Source organism: Bradyrhizobium sp. 23, from assembly GCF_023073295.1.
Taxonomy (GTDB): Bacteria; Pseudomonadota; Alphaproteobacteria; order Rhizobiales; family Xanthobacteraceae; genus Bradyrhizobium; species Bradyrhizobium canariense_D.
The window spans coordinates 16041-32368 of record NZ_JADPJF010000082.1; the positions used below are offsets into that span (position 1 = coordinate 16041).

A 16328-nucleotide genomic window follows, 5' to 3' on the forward strand; every position below is an offset into this window, starting at 1 on the left:
ATGCCTAAGGTCACACTAGCAGCGATCAGGGATTTCATAGGCCAGGATCTCGGCAAATCCCATTGGGTCACCGTCGACCAGTCCATGATCGACCAGTTCGCGGCATGCACCGGAGATCGGCAATGGATCCACGTTGACGCAGATCGGGCGGCCAAGGAAAGTGCCGCAGGCGGCACCATTGCCCATGGCTTCCTGAGCCTGTCGTTGATTGCACCTTTGGGCATGGACCTGGGGCTCGCGCCGGTTGATGCATCTGCCGTCTTGAACTACGGCCTCGACAAGGTCAGATTCCTGACACCGGTAAAATCGGGCAACCGCGTTCGCCTTCAGCTTTCCATGACCAGCGTCGAACCGAAAGACAACGGGCGCTTGCTGATCAAGGGCAACGCGGTCCTCGAGATCGAGAACAGCCAAACACCGGCCCTGGTCGCCGAGACGCTGACCTTGGTGGTCCCCTAGCCCGAGATCACCGAAGTCAGACCGCCATCGACGGCGAGGATCTGTCCGGTGATGTGCTTGCCGGCGTCGCTGGCGAACAGAACTGCGGCGCCTTTCAGATCGTCCTCGTCGCCGATGCGGCGCAGCGGCGCGCCGGCGGCAAGCTTTTCGACACCGACAGCCTCAATGGTGCCCTTCGTCATCCGCGACGGAAAGAATCCGGGCGCGAGAGCATTGGCCGTGATTCCGTAGCGCCCCCAACTCCCCGCCAGCGCCCGCGTGAAATTGACCACCGCGCCTTTGCTCGTATTGTAGGCGACCATCTGCATATCCCCGGAACTTCCGAACAGGCCCGCGATCGAAGCGAGGTTGATGATGCGGCCATATTTGTTGGGAATCATCGATCGCTTCGCAACCTGCTGGCTCAGCAAGAACAGCGAGCGAATGTTCAGGTTCATCACCTTGTCCCACGCCTCGATCGGGTGATCCTCGGTCGGCGCGCCCCAGGTTGCGCCGGCATTGTTCACCAGAATGTCCACCCGTCCGAGCTTCTCGATCGCTTCGTCGGCGAGCCGCTTGACGTCTTCGTCTTTGGCATTGTCGGCTGCGATCCACTCCGCCTTGATGCCGAGACCGGCAAGATGGGCCTGAGCCTTTTCCAGGTCTGGCGCCTTGCGAGACGAAATCACAACCCGCGCTCCTTTCTCACCTAGCGCCTCGGCGATTTGTAGTCCGAGGCCGCGGGAGCCGCCTGTAACAAGGGCGTTCTTGCCGGTGAGATCGAATGCCTTCTTGATGCTACCCATAGTCATATCCTCAAACTTTTGGCGAAGTTCTGCTGCGCGATTCCGCGGGGTCTCTATTTCCCGCGGAACACTGCCGAGCGACGTTCCACAAACGACTGGATGCCTTCTTTCATGTCCTCGCTGCTGAAGACGCGATCCTTGATCTTCGGGATGTAATCGATCGCAGCTTTCTCGTCGGCCTCGATATATTTCAGCGCGGCTTCTTTGGTTACCTGAATGCCGATCGGAGCATTTCTGGCGATCAGATTCGCAATTTCCATTGCGCGGTCGATCTGCTGGCCGGGAGCGACGACTTCCTGAACAAACCCGATCTTGTGCGCCCGCGCCGCACTGAACTCGTCGCACAAGAACAGGTGATACATCGCATCCCCCCATCCTGCGCGCGTCAGATATCTGAAGTGGGCGCCACCCAGCGGTGCGATCCCGCGCTTGGATTCCATCTGGCAGAACCGGGCGTCGTCGGCGGCCACGACAATGTCGCCAGCCAGCATCATCTCGATGCCGATCGTGAAGCAAATGCCCTGTACCGCCGTCACAATCGGTTTGCGGCATCGGCTCTTCAGCGCGAACGCATCGATGTTGCCCGGCTTGATTTCCGTATTCTCGGCTTTGGGTCCGAAGAATTTCGGCATATCGAGGCCGGCCGTGAAATCCGGGCCCTCCGCACAGAGCACCCCGACCCAGTAATCGTCCGTTCGGTCGAGAAGCGTCATCGCATCCGACATCTGCGCCATCATTTGCGGACTGAAGGAGTTCTTCTTCGCCACGTTGTCGATGATGATTTTGAACACATGCCCGTGCACCTCGGTGCGGACCTGGCCGACTTGCGTCTTCGTCTCGCTCATTTTGTTCGCCTCCCAATTGCTACTGGCGACCGCACAACGACACGCAGGCCACCCGGTCGAGTGGCGCGCAGCCGATTAGCTTTGCCGGGCAGTCTGGAATAGTCCTCGAAACGTCGGCTACAAAATAATTGGATAGCCGTTATTCAACCACGATGAAGCAGCCTCGCATCCGTTCGTCGCTCAGTTCAAGACTCCGAACGCGGCCCGTTCGAAGGCCATCAATTCGTCCGCCCGACCGTCACGCACCTTGACGAGCCACTGCGGATCCTGAAGCAACGCCCGACCGACTGCGACCAGATCGAACTCCTCGCGTTCGAGGCGCCGGATCAGCTCGTCAAGCGAGGCCGGCCGCGAACTCTCTCCACCATAGGCGGCAATGAACTCGCCGGTCAGACCGATCGAACCGACCGTAATCGTCGGAACGCCCGTGACCTTCTTCGCCCACCCCGCGAAATTGAGATCGGACCCGTCGAACTCCGGCTCCCAGAAGCGACGTTGCGAGCAATGCAGAATGTCGACGCCTGCGTCGACCAGCGGCTTGAGCCAGGCTTCCAGCGCGCGGGGCGTGTCGGCCAGCTTCACCGCGTAGTCCTGCTGCTTCCACTGGCTGATCCGCAGCACGATCGGAAGCTCAGCCCCGACCGCCTGGCGCACGGCACGAACGATATCGGCGGCGAACCGCGCCCTGCCGGGCAGGTCCTTGCCGCCATATGCATCCTCGCGGCGGTTGGTCCCGTCCCAAAAGAACTGATCGATAAGATAGCCGTGCGCTCCGTGCAGTTCGACCGCATCGAATCCCAGGCGCTTTGCCGCAAGCGCCGCATCGGCGAAGGCCCGAATGGCGTCCGCGATATCTTCCTCGCTCATCGGCTCGCCGAACTGCTTCTCCGGTCGCGACAGGCCGGACGGGCTGTCGTACGCGCCGGGAGGCGACCAGTTCTCCGCACGCGTGCGAACGGCTCCAACATGCCAGAGCTGCGGCGCCATCAGGCCGCCTGCGGCATGGACCTCGTCGACCACGTGCCGCCAGGCCGCGAGCTCCTCTTCGCCGTGAAAGCGTGGAACCTTCGGATCGTTCAGGGATGCCGGACGGTCCACACCCGTGCCCTCCGAAATAATGAACCCCACATTTCCTTCGGCGCGGCGGCGGTAGTACTGCGCGACCTCTTCGGTCACGATCCCGCCGGGAGAGAATGAGCGCGTCATCGGCGCCATCACGACCCGGTTCGGCAAGTTCAGCCCTTTCAGCTTGAAAGGCCGGAAAAGTACGTCGCTGGACATTCGTGCTCCATGATTCAGCTGGCAGCTTTGCGGGTTCGGATCGCCCGCATCGCATCTTCAAATGGCAACTTTACCTTTCCTGGGCGCTGAGTACATCCCCGAACTGCTCCCACGAACTGCCGGTCCAGCGCTGCAGTTGAAGCTGCGTGTAGGCCATGCTCCTTTCAGCACCCGTGCTGATGGTAACGCCCGGTATGAGGGTCGGGAGCGACAGCCCGCGTATGCTCCGCGACTGCTTGACGATGTTCTCGCGCGAGAGATCGTCACCACACTGCTTGAGCACTTGCTCCAGGAGCTGTCCTTGCTGCGTACCGAACAGATAATTGTTATCGCCAATGTCGGCACCTGGCAGATATTTGGCGAAATGCTCGCGGTACCATTTGATCCCGGGGTCGTCGGCCCACTTCTTGTCGTTCGGATCCTTGGTAATCGTTGCCGCGACGATTCCTACGGCCTTTTCCGGTCCCGCGGGGACGATGGTCGAGGAGACCGAGCTCGAGACGAAGTTGATCAGGAACAGCGGCTTCCAACCAATCTCATCGGCCTTCTTGATGGCCTGAGCCGCGAACTTCGGCGTACCGGCGACCAGGAACGCCTCTGCGCCCGACGCCTTCAGCGACACGACATGGGAATCGATCGTGGGCTCGGTGACCTCATACGAGGAGACCACAACTTTCTGATCGAAGCCTTCCTTCAGATAGCCTCTGAATGCATTGACGAAGTCCTTACCCAGATCATCATTCTGATACAGGATCGCTATCTTCGCGTCCGGACGGGATTGGGTGATGTATTTCGCGTAGATGCGTCCCTCCGTGTCATAGCTCGGCAAGCCCGTCGTCGTCATGGGAAATTCAGCGAAGTTCGTGAACTTGGTCACTCCGCTCACCACGAACAGATGAGGCACTTTCTTCGCGTTGACATACTTGATGGTGGCGCTGATGCCGGGTGTACCGAGCGGGCCGAACAGGAATGCCACCTCGTCGCTCTCGATAAGCTTGCGGGTCTGCTCGACCGTCTTGGGCGGACTGTAAGCGTCGTCGTAGGTGATGAGGTTGATCTTACGGCCGTTGATGCCGCCCCGATCGTTGATCGAATTGACGTAGGCGATCAGGCCCTTTCCGGTGTTGCTGAGCGGCGAAGCGGGACCGCTGAACGGGAACGTAGCGCCTATCTTCACTTCGGCGCTCGTCACGCCAGGCGTTTCCGCGCGCGCGGGTGCCCCGATGATCGCCGCGCCGATCGCGGCCGCCATGATAGTCCTCGTGAACATCGACATCTCCCCTGTCCCGCGACGGTTGCGCCGCGCACTCTTCGTTCAAATTCCTGAGATCTCCGCGACCGACATCGTTTCTCGCGACGGTTGTCAGCCGGCGACTACCGCGTCGGACGCCTTCGCTGCCCCCGATGCGATCGCGATCTCTCGCAGCTTGTGTTTGAGTATCTTGCCGGTGGAGGCTGAGGGTAACGCATCGAGCACGATCAATTCAGTCGGACGCTTGTACGACGTGAGCTGCTGGGCGGTGTACGCCTTCAGGTCTTCGGCGCTAACGGTGGCGCCGGGAAGCAGCTGCACGAACGCGACGACCTCCTCGTTGCCGTCAACCGATCGTCCCACCACTGCCGATTGGACGACCTGGTCGTGCGAATTCAACACCGCCTCTACCTCGGCGGGGTAAACGTTGAAGCCGGAGCGGATGATCAGTTCCTTGGTGCGGCCAGCGATGTAGAGATGTCCCTCGCCGTTGACCCGGGCGAGATCCCCTGTGTTGAACCACCCCTCACGATCGATCGCCGCCGCCGTCAGGTCGGGAGCGCGATAATAGCCGAGCATCACGTTGGGGCCCCGGACGTGCAGTTCGCCCACTTCGCCGGTGGCAACGTTCTTGCCCTGCCCGTCCACGATCCGGTGTTCGATACCGGGAAGAAACGGGCCGACCGACTCGTCCGAGACGGGGTGCGCTGAACGGACACCCGACAGGCCCGGCGAACATTCGGTTATGCCATAGTTGTTCAGGAGCGGGATTCCGAACTCGTCCTCAATCCGCTTCTTCAGATCAAGGTCGAGCGGAGCGCCGGCAACAGCGATGGTCCGCAGCCTGCCCCGTTCGAGCCGTGGAATGCCCTTGACCGCCTTGTGTTCGAGCAGACGCTGATAGGTCGCGGGCACACCGAACAGGCTCGTAATTCCCTCCTCGGCGATGGCATGGGCCAGTGCAGCCGGATCGGCCTTGGCCACAACATACAAGGTGGCGCCGTGCATCAGCGTGGCGATCAGCAGAATCGAATATCCGACGATGTGGGACATCGGCAGCACGCCGTAGATGCGGTCGGCCGGACCGCTTTGGCGGAGGACTCCCGAAGTCTTGGCGGTGAAGAGGAGGTTGCGGTGGCTCAGCATGACTCCCTTCGGTGCACCGGTCGTGCCCGAAGTGTACAAGAGACCGGCGACCTGCCGGTCACCATCTTTTTCGACGGGCTCCGCCTTCGCATCCTCGTTGAGAGGACCAACACCGATTCCGCCGAATGGCCCAACGGCGCCAACTTTCGCACCGACGCGGACGGCATGATCGGCCGCTTCCTTCGAAAGCGCCGAGTTGAACAGCACGCGTCGAGCACCGCTGTGGGTCCCGATCAGGTCGATCTCCCGGGGCGACAGGCGAGGATTAACCGCAATGCCCCATGCATCGAGCTTGCTTGCCGCGAAGAGCATCGCCCCCAGAGCCACGCTGTTCTCGCTGGCGATCATGACGCGGTCGCCGGGTCTGATCCCGAGATCGGAGAGATCCTTCGCCGCAGCGTCCACAGCGTCCGAGAACTGCCGGTAGCTCCACGAACGGCCGCCTTCCACGAAGGCCGGGTGATCCGGGATATCCCGCACGAACGGCGCGTAGACCTCGTGCACCCTGGACGGCAGGCCATCCAGCAATTCGGCCGCAGTGATGTCGTCCACGCTCCTCATGCCGTCCTCCCTTGTGACGAATTCTCGCTTCGCGTTGTTTTTTCGGGAGCGGTTAAGGAGCTCCCTTTTTACGATCAGATGTCGCGCGCCTGCGGCGGTCGATAGCAGGAGCGATAAAGCTGGTGGCTTTTTAACGTTCCAAAATAGAACTGTCAATCTTAATCGTTAGCATGTTCCTATGGATGCGCGCATCGACCGACAAGAAAGACCATTCTGATTCGGAATTGAATGGCCAATTTGCTTGATAGTTGGAACGGCTAGATCACTCGGAAAACCGACTTGAGGCAGAACGCTCCTCGTTGGCTCGCACCTTCGGTGTTCGCCGACCCGTGACAGCCCTTCCGCCGAGAATGCCTTCTGCGCGTGCGCAAGCGGTCGCGCCAAGTTCCAGACGCCGCCGGATGAACCTGCACCGCCGACGAGCAGCACCGCGCGGGCAATGATGCCGGCATCGGAGATCGACACCCAACCCAACGTGTCTACGGCGCAGGCGCAGCGGGTCTACGGCCAAGGCTTCAAAATGATCTTGCCCGCGCTGGCGCGCGCCGCGAGGATGTGATGCGCTTCGGCAGCCTTGCTGAGGGGGAGAACGTGCCCGATCTGGACGTTGATTTTGCCGGACTTGATAAAGCCGATCAGCTTCAGCAAGGCCGCAACCGCCTGTTGCGGCCGCCACTGAAACCAGCCGCCCACATAATACGTAATCAACGACTGGTTCAGGCCTAGCATCGTGTAGGGATTAACCGGCTTGCGCTCGCCAGACGACACGCCGAACACAACGATGCGCCCGAACGGCCCCATTGCCTGAATGCTTTGGGTCAGGATGTCGCCGCCGGTTGCCTCAAGCACCACGTCAACACCTTTGCCGCCGGTGAGTTCGCGCACCTCTTTGGCCCAGTCAGGTTGGGTGTAGTCGATCGCGGCATCAGCGCCGAGTTTCAAAGCGAGTTCACGCTTGGCCGGTGTGCTGGCGGCAGCGATGACCTTGCCGGCACCGAGCAGCTTGGCAAGTTGCACCGCGTAGGTGCCGACACCGCCGCCGGCCGCCTGAACCAGAACGGTTTCGCCCGGCTGCAATTGGGCGCAATCGGTCAGCGTTTGCAGCGCAGTCATGCCGGCCACCACAAGCGAACAAGCCTGATCCGGTGTCAGACCTTCCGGCAGTGGAATGACCTTCCCGACCTTGGCGACCGCATATTGGGCGTAGCCCCCGGCCCCGCCGTTCTCTAGCGAAGCGAAAACCTTCGTTCCAACCGGGATGGTTGTCACACCTTCGCCCAGCGCTTCGACCACACCCGCGATCTCACTGCCTGGAATAAAGGGAAGTGGCGAGGGAGCCGGATACGGATCGTTCTTCCGTCTAACGACGTCGGCAAAGTTGACGCTCGCGGATTCAACCTTGATCAAGACTTCGCCCGCGGCCGGTTCGGGCTTTGGAGCGTCCTCGTAAACGAGGACATCCGGACCGCCGTATTCGTGCAATCGCGCAACTTTCATTTGATTCACTCCGCCGCCTCGGCCGTTTCAAGGAAGGGATAATCGGTGTAACCGGCGGCACCGCCACCTGCGAACGTCGCGCGATTGTAAGGATTGAGTGCAGCGCCGAGTTGGAGACGGCGCGGCAAATCCGGGTTGGCGATGAAGTGCCTCCCGAAAGCGACGGCGTCGCCCTGGCCGGCGCGGATCGCCGCGTCGGCCGACCGACCGATGAAGCCGCCCGCGAGGATCAATGTTCCAGGCCAGAACCGACGCAAATCATGGATCGCAAGCGGCGCGCCGGCTTCACCGGCATCGGTGTCGCGGGCTTCAACCATGTGAACGTACGCGATATTGAGAGGCGCCAGCCGGCTCAGAAGATGGCTGTAGAGTCCGATCGGGTCCGCATCACCGACGTCGTTGAATGTACCGAAAGGCGACAACCGCACGCCGACGCGATCAGCGCCCCAGATCTCCACCAGCGCGGTCATCACTTCCATCAGCAGACGGGACCGGTTTTCAACCGAGCCACCATAAATGTCCGTACGGTGATTGCTCTTGCTGTGAAGAAACTGCTCGATCAGGTAGCCATTTGCGCCGTGCAGCTCGACACCGTCAAATCCTGCAGCCAGTGCGTTGCGCGCGCCTTCACGGTAGGCCTCGATGATTCCGGGAATCTCTCCGATCTCAAGTGCACGGGGGATCTCGAATGGCACCATCTGGAACGACGGCGTGAACGATTTTCCGGCAGGCGCAATCGCCGATGGAGCCACCGGCAGCGCGCCGTCCGGCTGGAAGCTGGTATGGGACACGCGACCAACGTGCCAAAGCTGCATGAAAATGACGCCGCCCTTGGCGTGCACGGCATCCGTGATCTTCTTCCATCCTGCGATCTGTTCCGCCGAATGAATGCCGGGCGTCGCCGGATAACCTTGCCCGGAGGGCATGACCTGCGTGGCCTCGGTAACGATCAGACCGCCAGCCGACGCGCGCTGCGAATAATACTCAGCGCCGAGATCCGTCGGCACATTGCCGGGGACCGCCGCACGCATGCGCGTGAGGGGCGCCATCACCACACGATGCGAGAGTGTGTAGCGGCCAAGCTTTAGAGGGGCGAAGAGGTGCGCTGAACTCATGAGATATCCTTTGCTTGCGAACGGTTAAGCCTGCCATCGCTGGCAGAAACTCTCGTAACGTTCTGGTTGAGTTGGAAACTTGTTGGACAAATTGAGCTGTGCCGCGTAATCGTCGACGATGCGCGGCGGCAATCACGCGTTGACATCGACGACCGTGCGGCCCTGGACTTTTCCCGCGAACATTCGTCCCACGATGTCAGGAACCGCTGCGAGGCCGACGACCTGTGTGGTCCGTGCCAGCTTGCCCAGATCCAGGTCGCGCGCCAGGCGCGACCAGGCCTCGATCCGGACATCCTGCGGGGCATTGACCGAGTCGATCCCGGCAAGAGTGATATTGCGCAGGATGAAGGGCAGGACCGTTCCGGGAAGGTCCACGCCCTGAGCCAGGCCGCAGGCTGTGACCACTCCGCGATACTGCGTCTGCGCCAACACATTCACCAGCGTATGGCTGCCCACGGAATCGACCGCGCCAGCCCAACGCTCGCGCGAGACCGGGGCTCCTGGCTCCGAAAGCGTTCGCCGATCGATGACTTCAGCCGCGCCGAGCGCCCTCAGATAGTCCGCTTCTTCGATACGCCCCGTGGAAGCAACGACGCGATAACCGAGGTCGGACAATATCGCGATCGCGATCGAACCGACGCCGCCATTGGCGCCAGTAACCAGCACGTCGCCACGCTTTGGCGTGAGACCACCATGCTCGAGTGCCAGCACGGACAGCATAGCCGTATATCCCGCCGTGCCGATCGCCATCGCATCCTTTGTTGAAAATGGCGCCGGGATCTTCACGAGCCATTCGCCCTTCACCCGCGCCTTCTGGGCGTATCCGCCATGATGGGACTGGCTAAGCGCCCAGCCGTTGACGACGACGCGGCCTCCGACTGCAATGCCGGGATAGGATGATGCCTCGACCGTTCCGGCCAAATCGATACCGGGGATGAGGGGAAACTGGCGAATGATCTCCCCGCGTCCGCTAATGGCGATAGCATCCTTGTAGTTCACGGTTGAATAGTCGACCGCGACCGTAACGTCGCCAGGCATGAGATCCTGTTCGGTCATGTCGACCAGGCTGGTGGAAATCTTCTCACCCGTCTTGGCCGCCAGCAGTGCCTTGAACGTCATCGCAATATCCTTGGGTCCGTGTTGGCTGTCGACGGACCTAGGCGCGCGCCTCCCCTGGCTCAAGAAGGCACAATTAAAGCGGGTACTATCAGTTATGTGCGTATCCGGCGCCGCAAGGCCGGTCTCCCAAGTACTGCCGATAGAGCAAGCTTTACAGGGCGCGATGCCCCAAAAGTGCGAGCAAGGTCACTCTCTGGGGAGCTTATGGAGGTGTCGCTCTACCTCATGATCGCGACGTTAAGAAACCGCTCATCGGAGCGATCCTGCGCACTGGCCGGATGCGGCGATACATATTGTCGTACGATCATCATGTGATATGATTGCTTTGAACGCCTGTGCTGTCGCGTCGATGAACATGCCAGGCTTAGCGAGGTATCCGGTGCGCCCCAGAAGGTTTGACGCCAAAAGCGGATGTGCCGTGGGTGTGACGCTGTCCGTCATCGGCGGTCTCTGGAAGCCACTGATCCTGTTTCATCTTTTCGCCGGCAAGAAGCGGTTCATGGAGCTGTGCCGCGCCATCCCTAATGCCACGCAGAGAATGTTGACCCTTCAGCTGCGTGAATTGGAAGCCGACGGCGTCATCGTGCGTCACGTGTATCCGCAAATTCCGCCGAAGGTGGAATATGAAATCTCACCCTTCGGCCAAAGCCTCAGCCCCATACTCCTCTCGCTTCGGAAGTGGGGCCAAAGCTACGAAGATTCGATGGAAGGCACTACTCTGCACCGCCAAACGCCTGACGCGCGGCCGTCAGATGCGTGCTCTCACACCTGAAAGCGTAGCCACGGCCAACATTTCGGGTCGCCCCCTCGCCCGCGGGCCTTGGCTGCACGGTGATGGACGTCGTTGAAAATCAGCACATCTCTGATCCAGGCGGTGTTCTGATCGTGGGGTCTGATCCCAAGACGATCCTGCATTTGTTAGGCGGTTCACGAAAATTTAGGACACGTCTTGCGCACGGACCAGACAACCCTATTTACTTGAGTACTCATCAAATGGAGCTTGGTTTATGTCGGAGAATTCATCGAACAAGCCCGTCGCGGTCGTGACGGGAGCTTCGGCCGGGATCGGGGCCGTATATGCGCGACGTCTGGCCGCCCGCGGCTTCGATCTCATCCTCGTCGCACGCAGAGCCGACCGCCTGGCGGCGCTTTCCAAGGAAGTTCAGGAAAAACACGGCACGACGGTCACAATCGTCGCGGCGGATCTCACCGATTCCGGAGATCTCTCTCGGGTCGAGAAGCATTTGGCGGCGGAAAAGCGGATCACCATGCTTGTCAACAATGCCGGCAGCGCGAAGCTGGCGCCGATGTCTGCCACCTCGACCGACGACGCAGCGTCGATGATCGCTTTGAACATCACCGCGCTGACGCGGCTTACGCAGGCGGTACTTCCGAATTTCTTGGAAAAGAATTCCGGTTCGATCGTCAACGTCGCTTCGGTGCTTTCACTGCATTCGCTGCCGATCAGCAGCGTCTACAGCGGCACCAAGGGTTATGTCCTCAATTTCAGCCGCGGCCTCCAGGCGGAATTGGCTGGCACCGGGGTCAAGGTTCAACTTGTGATGCCAGCCACAACATCGACCGAGCTTTGGGACATCGCCGGCGTTCCGCTGTCGCAGTTGAACCAGTCCTCGATCATGACGGCGGAAAACATGGTCGACGCATCGCTCGCTGGATATGATCGCGGCGAAGCCATCACGCTTCCCTCCGTCGACGATGCGCGCTTGTGGGAGGCCTATGACGCCGCTCGCAGCGGCCTTGTCGCAGCCTCGCAAACGGGACAACCTGCGTCCCGTTACGGCGTGAACTGAGAGGTCCTCTTGCCTCGACCGCGGCAAAAGGCCATTTAGGTATCATGGGAACGATAAGCAGGAAGTCGACCAGCAGGCCGGACGTCAGCGAAGCGCTGGCGGCCGTCCAGCAGGTCGCCTGCACGAACACGGCGTTGCGGCGCGCGTCGCGCCGCCTCGGTCAACTCTACGACGAAGCATTGGCTCCGACCGGACTGCGCGGAACACAGGTCAGCCTGCTGGCGCAGATCGATGCGATGACTTTGCCCACGAAGCGAGGCGATACTCCGGGGCCGACGCTTCAGGAGCTCGCATCCCAGGCGTCTCTGCGCGTGTCCGGCATCACGCATGCTCTGACCCCGTTGGTCCGCGACGGGCTGGTCGAGCTGATCCAGGACTCGCTCGACGCGCGCATGAAGCATGCGCTGCTGACATCGAAAGGACGAACGCGCTTGGGGAAGGCGGTAGAGCACTGGGCGGTCGCCAACCGTCACGTCGAAAAGGTCATGGGAAGCGCGAAAACGGCGCAGCTCCGTGAACTTGCGGATGAGATATCCGCGGAGACGTTCGATCTGTCCGCCGAGCTTAGGATTCCGCCGCGCAAGCCTAAGACGAAACAAGCCTAAGACGAAAGCGGCAGTCTGAGACAGTTCGGTCTATGTCAGCCGGCGCTACGTAGGTCCGAAGCGAAGCAAGTGCCTATCACCATTTCTCGACCCATGGCCGGAGCACGACTTCGAATGCCCAGGTCGACCGATGCTGGCGATGAAGCTGCAGATAGGTTTTCGCGATATGATTGGGGTCAGCCATATTGTCATCTACGGTTGTTCCCGCCAGCCGGTGTGCGCGGGTCCCGTCCTCCTGGGTCCAGCCGATCGCGGCGTCGATCGGCACATTCGCTACGTGGATCCCCTGCGGCATCAGTTCTCTTGCCATGCTCTGCGCGATGCCGGACTTGGCATGACATGCCATTGCAAAGGCGCCACTTGATGGGAAGCCTTTGAGCGCCGCGCCGGCGTTCGTGAAGATAATCGTTCCTCTCGCGCCATTGGCGTCAGGCTCGTTTCCAAGCATGAGTCGAGCTGCCTGTTGACCGACCAGAAACGCGCTGAACGCCGAGTTTCGAAGTGTTTCGAACGCCATGACCGGGTCGGCTTCGACAACGCTCTTGCGGAAGATGCCGGGAACCCGGCCATCGATGTTATGCACGACAAGCCTCGGCGCCCCGATGTCTTGAACGACATTTCCGAACAGCTGCGCCACGGCCGCCGGCTCGCTGGCATCGCAGGCGTATCGACGCACGCCATGCGTTTTCTCGAGGGTCTCAAGGACCGCTTTCTCGGGATTCCTGGCCGCGACGCAGACACGCATGCCGTTTTCCGCGAACAGCCTGGCGCAACTCGAGCTGATACCCGGACCGCCACCGACAATGAGTGCAACGTCCTGTACGGAAGTTTGGGCGTCACGGTTGGATTGAGTCATGTTGCTCCCTCGGATGTTTTTGGTGGCCGGCAAGCTTCCGGCATCAACTTTGTAGATCTATTTCTTCAGTGCGCCACCCGCTAGAGGACGCCCCGCTCACTCGCCCAGGAATTGGATGAGAGAGCCGAGTGCATGAGAGCCCAAGGATGGGTTGAACGCTTGTATCGCCGCTCGCATCGAGAGCAATCAGAGCGACCCCTGATAGCGGGCAGCGGCATGTTCCTGCCGAATGCCCGAAAGCATCGTTTGCCGCGCCGTCTGATAAGCGTCCCAAAGCCCGGCGTCGTGGAGTGGCGGGATGGTGATGGGTTCACGGCGATCGAAGCCAACCAGCGCAGCGTCGACCAGCTCTCCCACCTCCATGACCACGGGAAGCGTGTTGACGTCGATGCTGGCACGCTCCCAGATCTCGGTGCGTGTCGCGGCGGGCAGCACCGCCTGGACATAGACGCCCTTGGGGCCGAGCTCGAGGCTGAGCCCTTGGGACAGAAACGTCACGAAAGCCTTGGTCGCGCCATACACCGACATGCCGAACTCCGGCGCAAGCCCAACCACTGACGAAATATTGACGATCGCACCTTCACCGGTCTCTGCAAACCGCGGCGCCACGGCGCTGGCGAGGCGAACGACGGCGGTCGTGTTCAGCGCGACAAGACGTCCGACATCGTCGGCTGCTTGCGCGATGAAATTTCCACCCAGAGCCGCTCCAGCATTGTTGACGAGGACACCAATGCGGCGGTCGTCACGCAGCCGCGTTTCCACGATCGCAAGCTCACCCGGGTTGGTGAGATCGGCCTGCAGGATGTCGATAGCAACCCCCGTCTCGTCGCGAAGCCGCGCAGCAAGAGCCTCCATTCGCTCCTTGTCGCGGGCGACCAGCACGAGATCATGTCCGCGGCGGCCGAAACGGTCTGCATAAGTCGCCCCGATGCCTGAGGATGCTCCGGTGATAAGGACGGTGGGATTTTCAGCCATGATCTTGTTCTCTCTCAAAGGGAGCTCTATGGCGCGGCATCGCAATTCCGACGAGGCCGCGGAGGATTCTAGTCTGCGACCGTGATGACGACCTTGCCCTTCGCACGCCCGGTCTCGACATAGACGAGCGCATCGCCGGTCTTTTCAAACGGGAAAGTTTTATCCACGACCGGACGGATCGCGCTGGATTCGATCAAGGACGTGATTTCGCTCAGCTGCTGCCCCTGCGCACGCATGAACAGGAACGAGAAGCGCACACCGACGCTTTTGGCTTTCTTCCGCGCACCGCGGCTCAACAGGCGCATCACCAGTTTCAGGAACGGGTTCAATCCCTGTTCCTTGGCGAATTCGGGGTCGGGCGGCCCCGAGATCGAGACGAGGAGTCCCCCCGGTTTCAACACGCGCAGAGATTTTTCAAGCGCCTTGGCGTCCTGGCTGTGCAGGACCAGATCGTAGCCCGATAGAATCTTCTCAAAATCCTGCGTCTTGTAGTCAATCACCAAGTCTGCGCCGAGACTTTTGACCAGCGCGACATTTTTCGTGCTCGTCGTCGTCGCCACGATCGCACCGAGATGCTTGGCGAGCTGGACGGCAAAAGTCCCCACACCGCCGGAGCCCGCCTGGATGAAGACCTTCTGGCCGGGCTTCAACTTGCCCACCTCTACCAGCGCCTGCCAGGCAGTCAGCCCCACCAGCGGGATGGAGGCGGCCTCTTCCATGCTGATATTCTTGGGCTTTAGCGCCACGTCCGCTTCATTCATGGCAATGAATTCCGCGAATGTTCCGACCCGATGATCGCGCGGCCGTGCATAAACCTCGTCGCCCGCCTTGAATCGCCGCACCTTAGGGCCAACCCTGACGACGATCCCGGCAACGTCGTGCCCCAGAATGAAAGGCGGACGATACGGCAGTAGAAGCTTGAATTCTCCGTCCCTGACCTTGGAGTCCACAAGGTTCACGCCAGTTGCACGAACCCGAACCAGGACATCATCGTCCCGCAATTCCGGCTCCGGCAAATTGGCCAAGCGCAGAGCGCCTTTCTTTTTGTATTTGTCGACAACGAATGCCTTCATGATGGCTTCTCCAATTCGAAATATTGTCGGGGCGTCAGGCGTCGAGGAAGGATAGGGCCTTCGGAACGAAATCGGCGTGGTTCTGGAATATCCCACCATGCCCAGCATCTTCGTAGATAATGAGTTGCGCGCCCGGGATACGGCGCGCCATATCGATACTGTTTGCGGTCGGCACCATGATGTCATTATCGCCATTCGCGATCAGTACCGGGATGCGGATACTGCCGAGATCCTGAGGCGCCTGCTGACCCCAGCTCTTGATCGCCTTGAGTTGCCGCAAGAAGGCTTCCGGTGAAGGTCCTTTGTCCCGGTCCGCCTTGCGCTCCTTCAGCCGTTTCAGAAAAGCTTGTGCAGCTTGGCGACCATTAACCGTGGACGTGAAGAACAGATAGAACCTCGGGTCACGCAGCGTCAGCAAGCCCTTGATCATCAGCGGCCACGACACTGGCCCCACCTTGTCGATGCCTTCGCCGCCCGCCGGGCCCGTACCGGTCAGAATGAGTTTTCGCACGAGGTCCGGTGCTTTCAGCGTAATATCCTGCGCCACAAATCCGCCGAGAGAGAAGCCGAGTAGATCGACCTTTTCGAAGCCCAGCGCGCGGATCAGTTCAATCGCATCCCGCGCCATTTCATCGATGGTCACAGGCGCAGTTCCGCCCGACGCGCCGATCCCGCGGTAGTTGATCGCGATCACGCGACGTTTGCCGGCGAGGCCGTCGACAATCCGCGGATCGAAATTGTCCAGAACCGCGCCCCAATGATTGAGAAGAATGAGCGGCACGCCGCTGCGGGGGCCGATGTCGCGGTAGACGAAACTGGTTCCCCCGACATTTACGGAGAGAGTAAGCGCATCGATGTAGCGGCCCCCCTGCCCGTGGTTAGCAACAGAACTAGTCATAGCTTTCTCCATTGTCCGGCTCGGACCGAAAATCCCAAGATGGAAGAGAT

General features: G+C 60.7%; 16 protein-coding genes. 4 read left to right on the forward strand and 12 right to left on the reverse strand.

The window, feature by feature from the left end:
- A complete protein-coding gene (locus tag IVB32_RS20310; protein ID WP_247411097.1) occupies window positions 1-459 on the forward strand; it encodes a MaoC family dehydratase in 459 nt (152 codons plus the stop codon).
- On the opposite strand, the gene IVB32_RS20315 is transcribed toward IVB32_RS20310, so the two are convergent.
- The 8 genes from IVB32_RS20315 to IVB32_RS20350 form a co-directional block, all read right to left on the reverse strand.
- Window positions 456-1244, reverse strand: coding sequence for an SDR family oxidoreductase (locus IVB32_RS20315; protein ID WP_247411100.1), 789 nt, complete (start codon window positions 1242-1244; stop codon window positions 456-458). The two genes, IVB32_RS20310 and IVB32_RS20315, sit on opposite strands and share 4 nt — an antisense overlap.
- A 53-nt stretch (window positions 1245-1297) precedes the next feature.
- Complete coding sequence (locus IVB32_RS20320; RefSeq protein ID WP_247411102.1) at window positions 1298-2089, reverse strand: crotonase/enoyl-CoA hydratase family protein; 792 nt, start codon at window positions 2087-2089, stop codon at window positions 1298-1300.
- A gap of 180 nt (window positions 2090-2269) precedes the next feature.
- Window positions 2270-3370 carry an NADH:flavin oxidoreductase gene (locus tag IVB32_RS20325; protein ID WP_247411104.1) on the reverse strand — a complete coding sequence of 367 codons (1101 nt, stop codon included), beginning with the start codon at window positions 3368-3370 and terminating at the stop codon, window positions 2270-2272.
- Window positions 3371-3440: 70 nt separating this feature from the next.
- The gene (locus IVB32_RS20330) at window positions 3441-4640 is read right to left on the reverse strand and encodes an ABC transporter substrate-binding protein (RefSeq protein ID WP_247411107.1); all 1200 of its coding nucleotides are present in this window, start codon (window positions 4638-4640) and stop codon (window positions 3441-3443) included.
- Between the two features lie 93 nt (window positions 4641-4733).
- Entirely contained in the window at window positions 4734-6329 is a 1596-nt protein-coding gene (locus IVB32_RS20335) for an AMP-binding protein (RefSeq protein ID WP_247411111.1), read from the reverse strand.
- Between the two features lie 501 nt (window positions 6330-6830).
- Window positions 6831-7826, reverse strand: a complete 996-nt coding sequence (locus IVB32_RS20340) for an NADPH:quinone oxidoreductase family protein (protein ID WP_247411114.1) — start codon at window positions 7824-7826, stop codon at window positions 6831-6833.
- 5 nt (window positions 7827-7831) lie between these two features.
- The gene (locus IVB32_RS20345) at window positions 7832-8941 is read right to left on the reverse strand and encodes an alkene reductase (protein WP_247411117.1); all 1110 of its coding nucleotides are present in this window, start codon (window positions 8939-8941) and stop codon (window positions 7832-7834) included.
- Window positions 8942-9073: 132 nt separating this feature from the next.
- Window positions 9074-10060, reverse strand: coding sequence for an MDR family oxidoreductase (locus IVB32_RS20350; RefSeq protein WP_247411120.1), 987 nt, complete (start codon window positions 10058-10060; stop codon window positions 9074-9076).
- A gap of 418 nt (window positions 10061-10478) precedes the next feature.
- On the opposite strand from IVB32_RS20350, the gene IVB32_RS20355 reads away from it, so the two are divergent.
- The 3 genes from IVB32_RS20355 (at window position 10479) to IVB32_RS20365 (ending at window position 12476) form a co-directional block, all read left to right on the forward strand.
- Entirely contained in the window at window positions 10479-10832 is a 354-nt protein-coding gene (locus IVB32_RS20355) for a winged helix-turn-helix transcriptional regulator (RefSeq protein ID WP_346731102.1), read from the forward strand.
- 235 nt (window positions 10833-11067) lie between these two features.
- The gene (locus IVB32_RS20360) at window positions 11068-11871 is read left to right on the forward strand and encodes an SDR family oxidoreductase (protein ID WP_247411130.1); all 804 of its coding nucleotides are present in this window, start codon (window positions 11068-11070) and stop codon (window positions 11869-11871) included.
- A 134-nt stretch (window positions 11872-12005) separates the two neighbouring features.
- A complete protein-coding gene (locus IVB32_RS20365; RefSeq protein ID WP_247411131.1) occupies window positions 12006-12476 on the forward strand; it encodes a MarR family transcriptional regulator in 471 nt (156 codons plus the stop codon).
- 76 nt (window positions 12477-12552) lie between these two features.
- Here the strand turns inward: IVB32_RS20365 and IVB32_RS20370 are convergent, their stop codons facing one another.
- From IVB32_RS20370 to IVB32_RS20385, 4 genes are all read right to left on the reverse strand, one after another.
- A complete protein-coding gene (locus IVB32_RS20370; protein WP_247411132.1) occupies window positions 12553-13332 on the reverse strand; it encodes an SDR family oxidoreductase in 780 nt (259 codons plus the stop codon).
- A 186-nt stretch (window positions 13333-13518) separates the two neighbouring features.
- A complete protein-coding gene (locus IVB32_RS20375; protein WP_247411133.1) occupies window positions 13519-14307 on the reverse strand; it encodes an SDR family oxidoreductase in 789 nt (262 codons plus the stop codon).
- Between the two features lie 68 nt (window positions 14308-14375).
- Window positions 14376-15380 (reverse strand): NADP-dependent oxidoreductase, encoded by a 1005-nt coding sequence (locus IVB32_RS20380; protein WP_247411134.1) that lies wholly within the window; start codon window positions 15378-15380, stop codon window positions 14376-14378.
- 34 nt (window positions 15381-15414) lie between these two features.
- Complete coding sequence (locus IVB32_RS20385; protein WP_247411135.1) at window positions 15415-16278, reverse strand: alpha/beta hydrolase; 864 nt, start codon at window positions 16276-16278, stop codon at window positions 15415-15417.
- Window positions 16279-16328 lie beyond the last annotated feature (50 nt).

Excerpts from the sequence above, each read along its gene's own strand:
- IVB32_RS20330 (WP_247411107.1), bottom strand. The coding sequence starts at position 4,640 with ATGTTCACGAGGACTATCATGGCGGCCGCGATCGGCGCGGCGATCATC.
- IVB32_RS20385 (WP_247411135.1), bottom strand. The coding sequence starts at position 16,278 with ATGACTAGTTCTGTTGCTAACCACGGGCAGGGGGGCCGCTACATCGAT.
- IVB32_RS20360 (WP_247411130.1), top strand. The coding sequence starts at position 11,068 with ATGTCGGAGAATTCATCGAACAAGCCCGTCGCGGTCGTGACGGGAGCT.
- IVB32_RS20370 (WP_247411132.1), bottom strand. The coding sequence starts at position 13,332 with ATGACTCAATCCAACCGTGACGCCCAAACTTCCGTACAGGACGTTGCA.
- IVB32_RS20340 (WP_247411114.1), bottom strand. The coding sequence starts at position 7,826 with ATGAAAGTTGCGCGATTGCACGAATACGGCGGTCCGGATGTCCTCGTT.
- IVB32_RS20320 (WP_247411102.1), bottom strand. The coding sequence starts at position 2,089 with ATGAGCGAGACGAAGACGCAAGTCGGCCAGGTCCGCACCGAGGTGCAC.
- IVB32_RS20380 (WP_247411134.1), bottom strand. The coding sequence starts at position 15,380 with ATGAAGGCATTCGTTGTCGACAAATACAAAAAGAAAGGCGCTCTGCGC.
- IVB32_RS20325 (WP_247411104.1), bottom strand. The coding sequence starts at position 3,370 with ATGTCCAGCGACGTACTTTTCCGGCCTTTCAAGCTGAAAGGGCTGAAC.
- IVB32_RS20310 (WP_247411097.1), top strand. The coding sequence starts at position 1 with ATGCCTAAGGTCACACTAGCAGCGATCAGGGATTTCATAGGCCAGGAT.
- IVB32_RS20335 (WP_247411111.1), bottom strand. The coding sequence starts at position 6,329 with ATGAGGAGCGTGGACGACATCACTGCGGCCGAATTGCTGGATGGCCTG.
- IVB32_RS20375 (WP_247411133.1), bottom strand. The coding sequence starts at position 14,307 with ATGGCTGAAAATCCCACCGTCCTTATCACCGGAGCATCCTCAGGCATC.
- IVB32_RS20345 (WP_247411117.1), bottom strand. The coding sequence starts at position 8,941 with ATGAGTTCAGCGCACCTCTTCGCCCCTCTAAAGCTTGGCCGCTACACA.
- IVB32_RS20315 (WP_247411100.1), bottom strand. The coding sequence starts at position 1,244 with ATGGGTAGCATCAAGAAGGCATTCGATCTCACCGGCAAGAACGCCCTT.
- IVB32_RS20350 (WP_247411120.1), bottom strand. The coding sequence starts at position 10,060 with ATGACGTTCAAGGCACTGCTGGCGGCCAAGACGGGTGAGAAGATTTCC.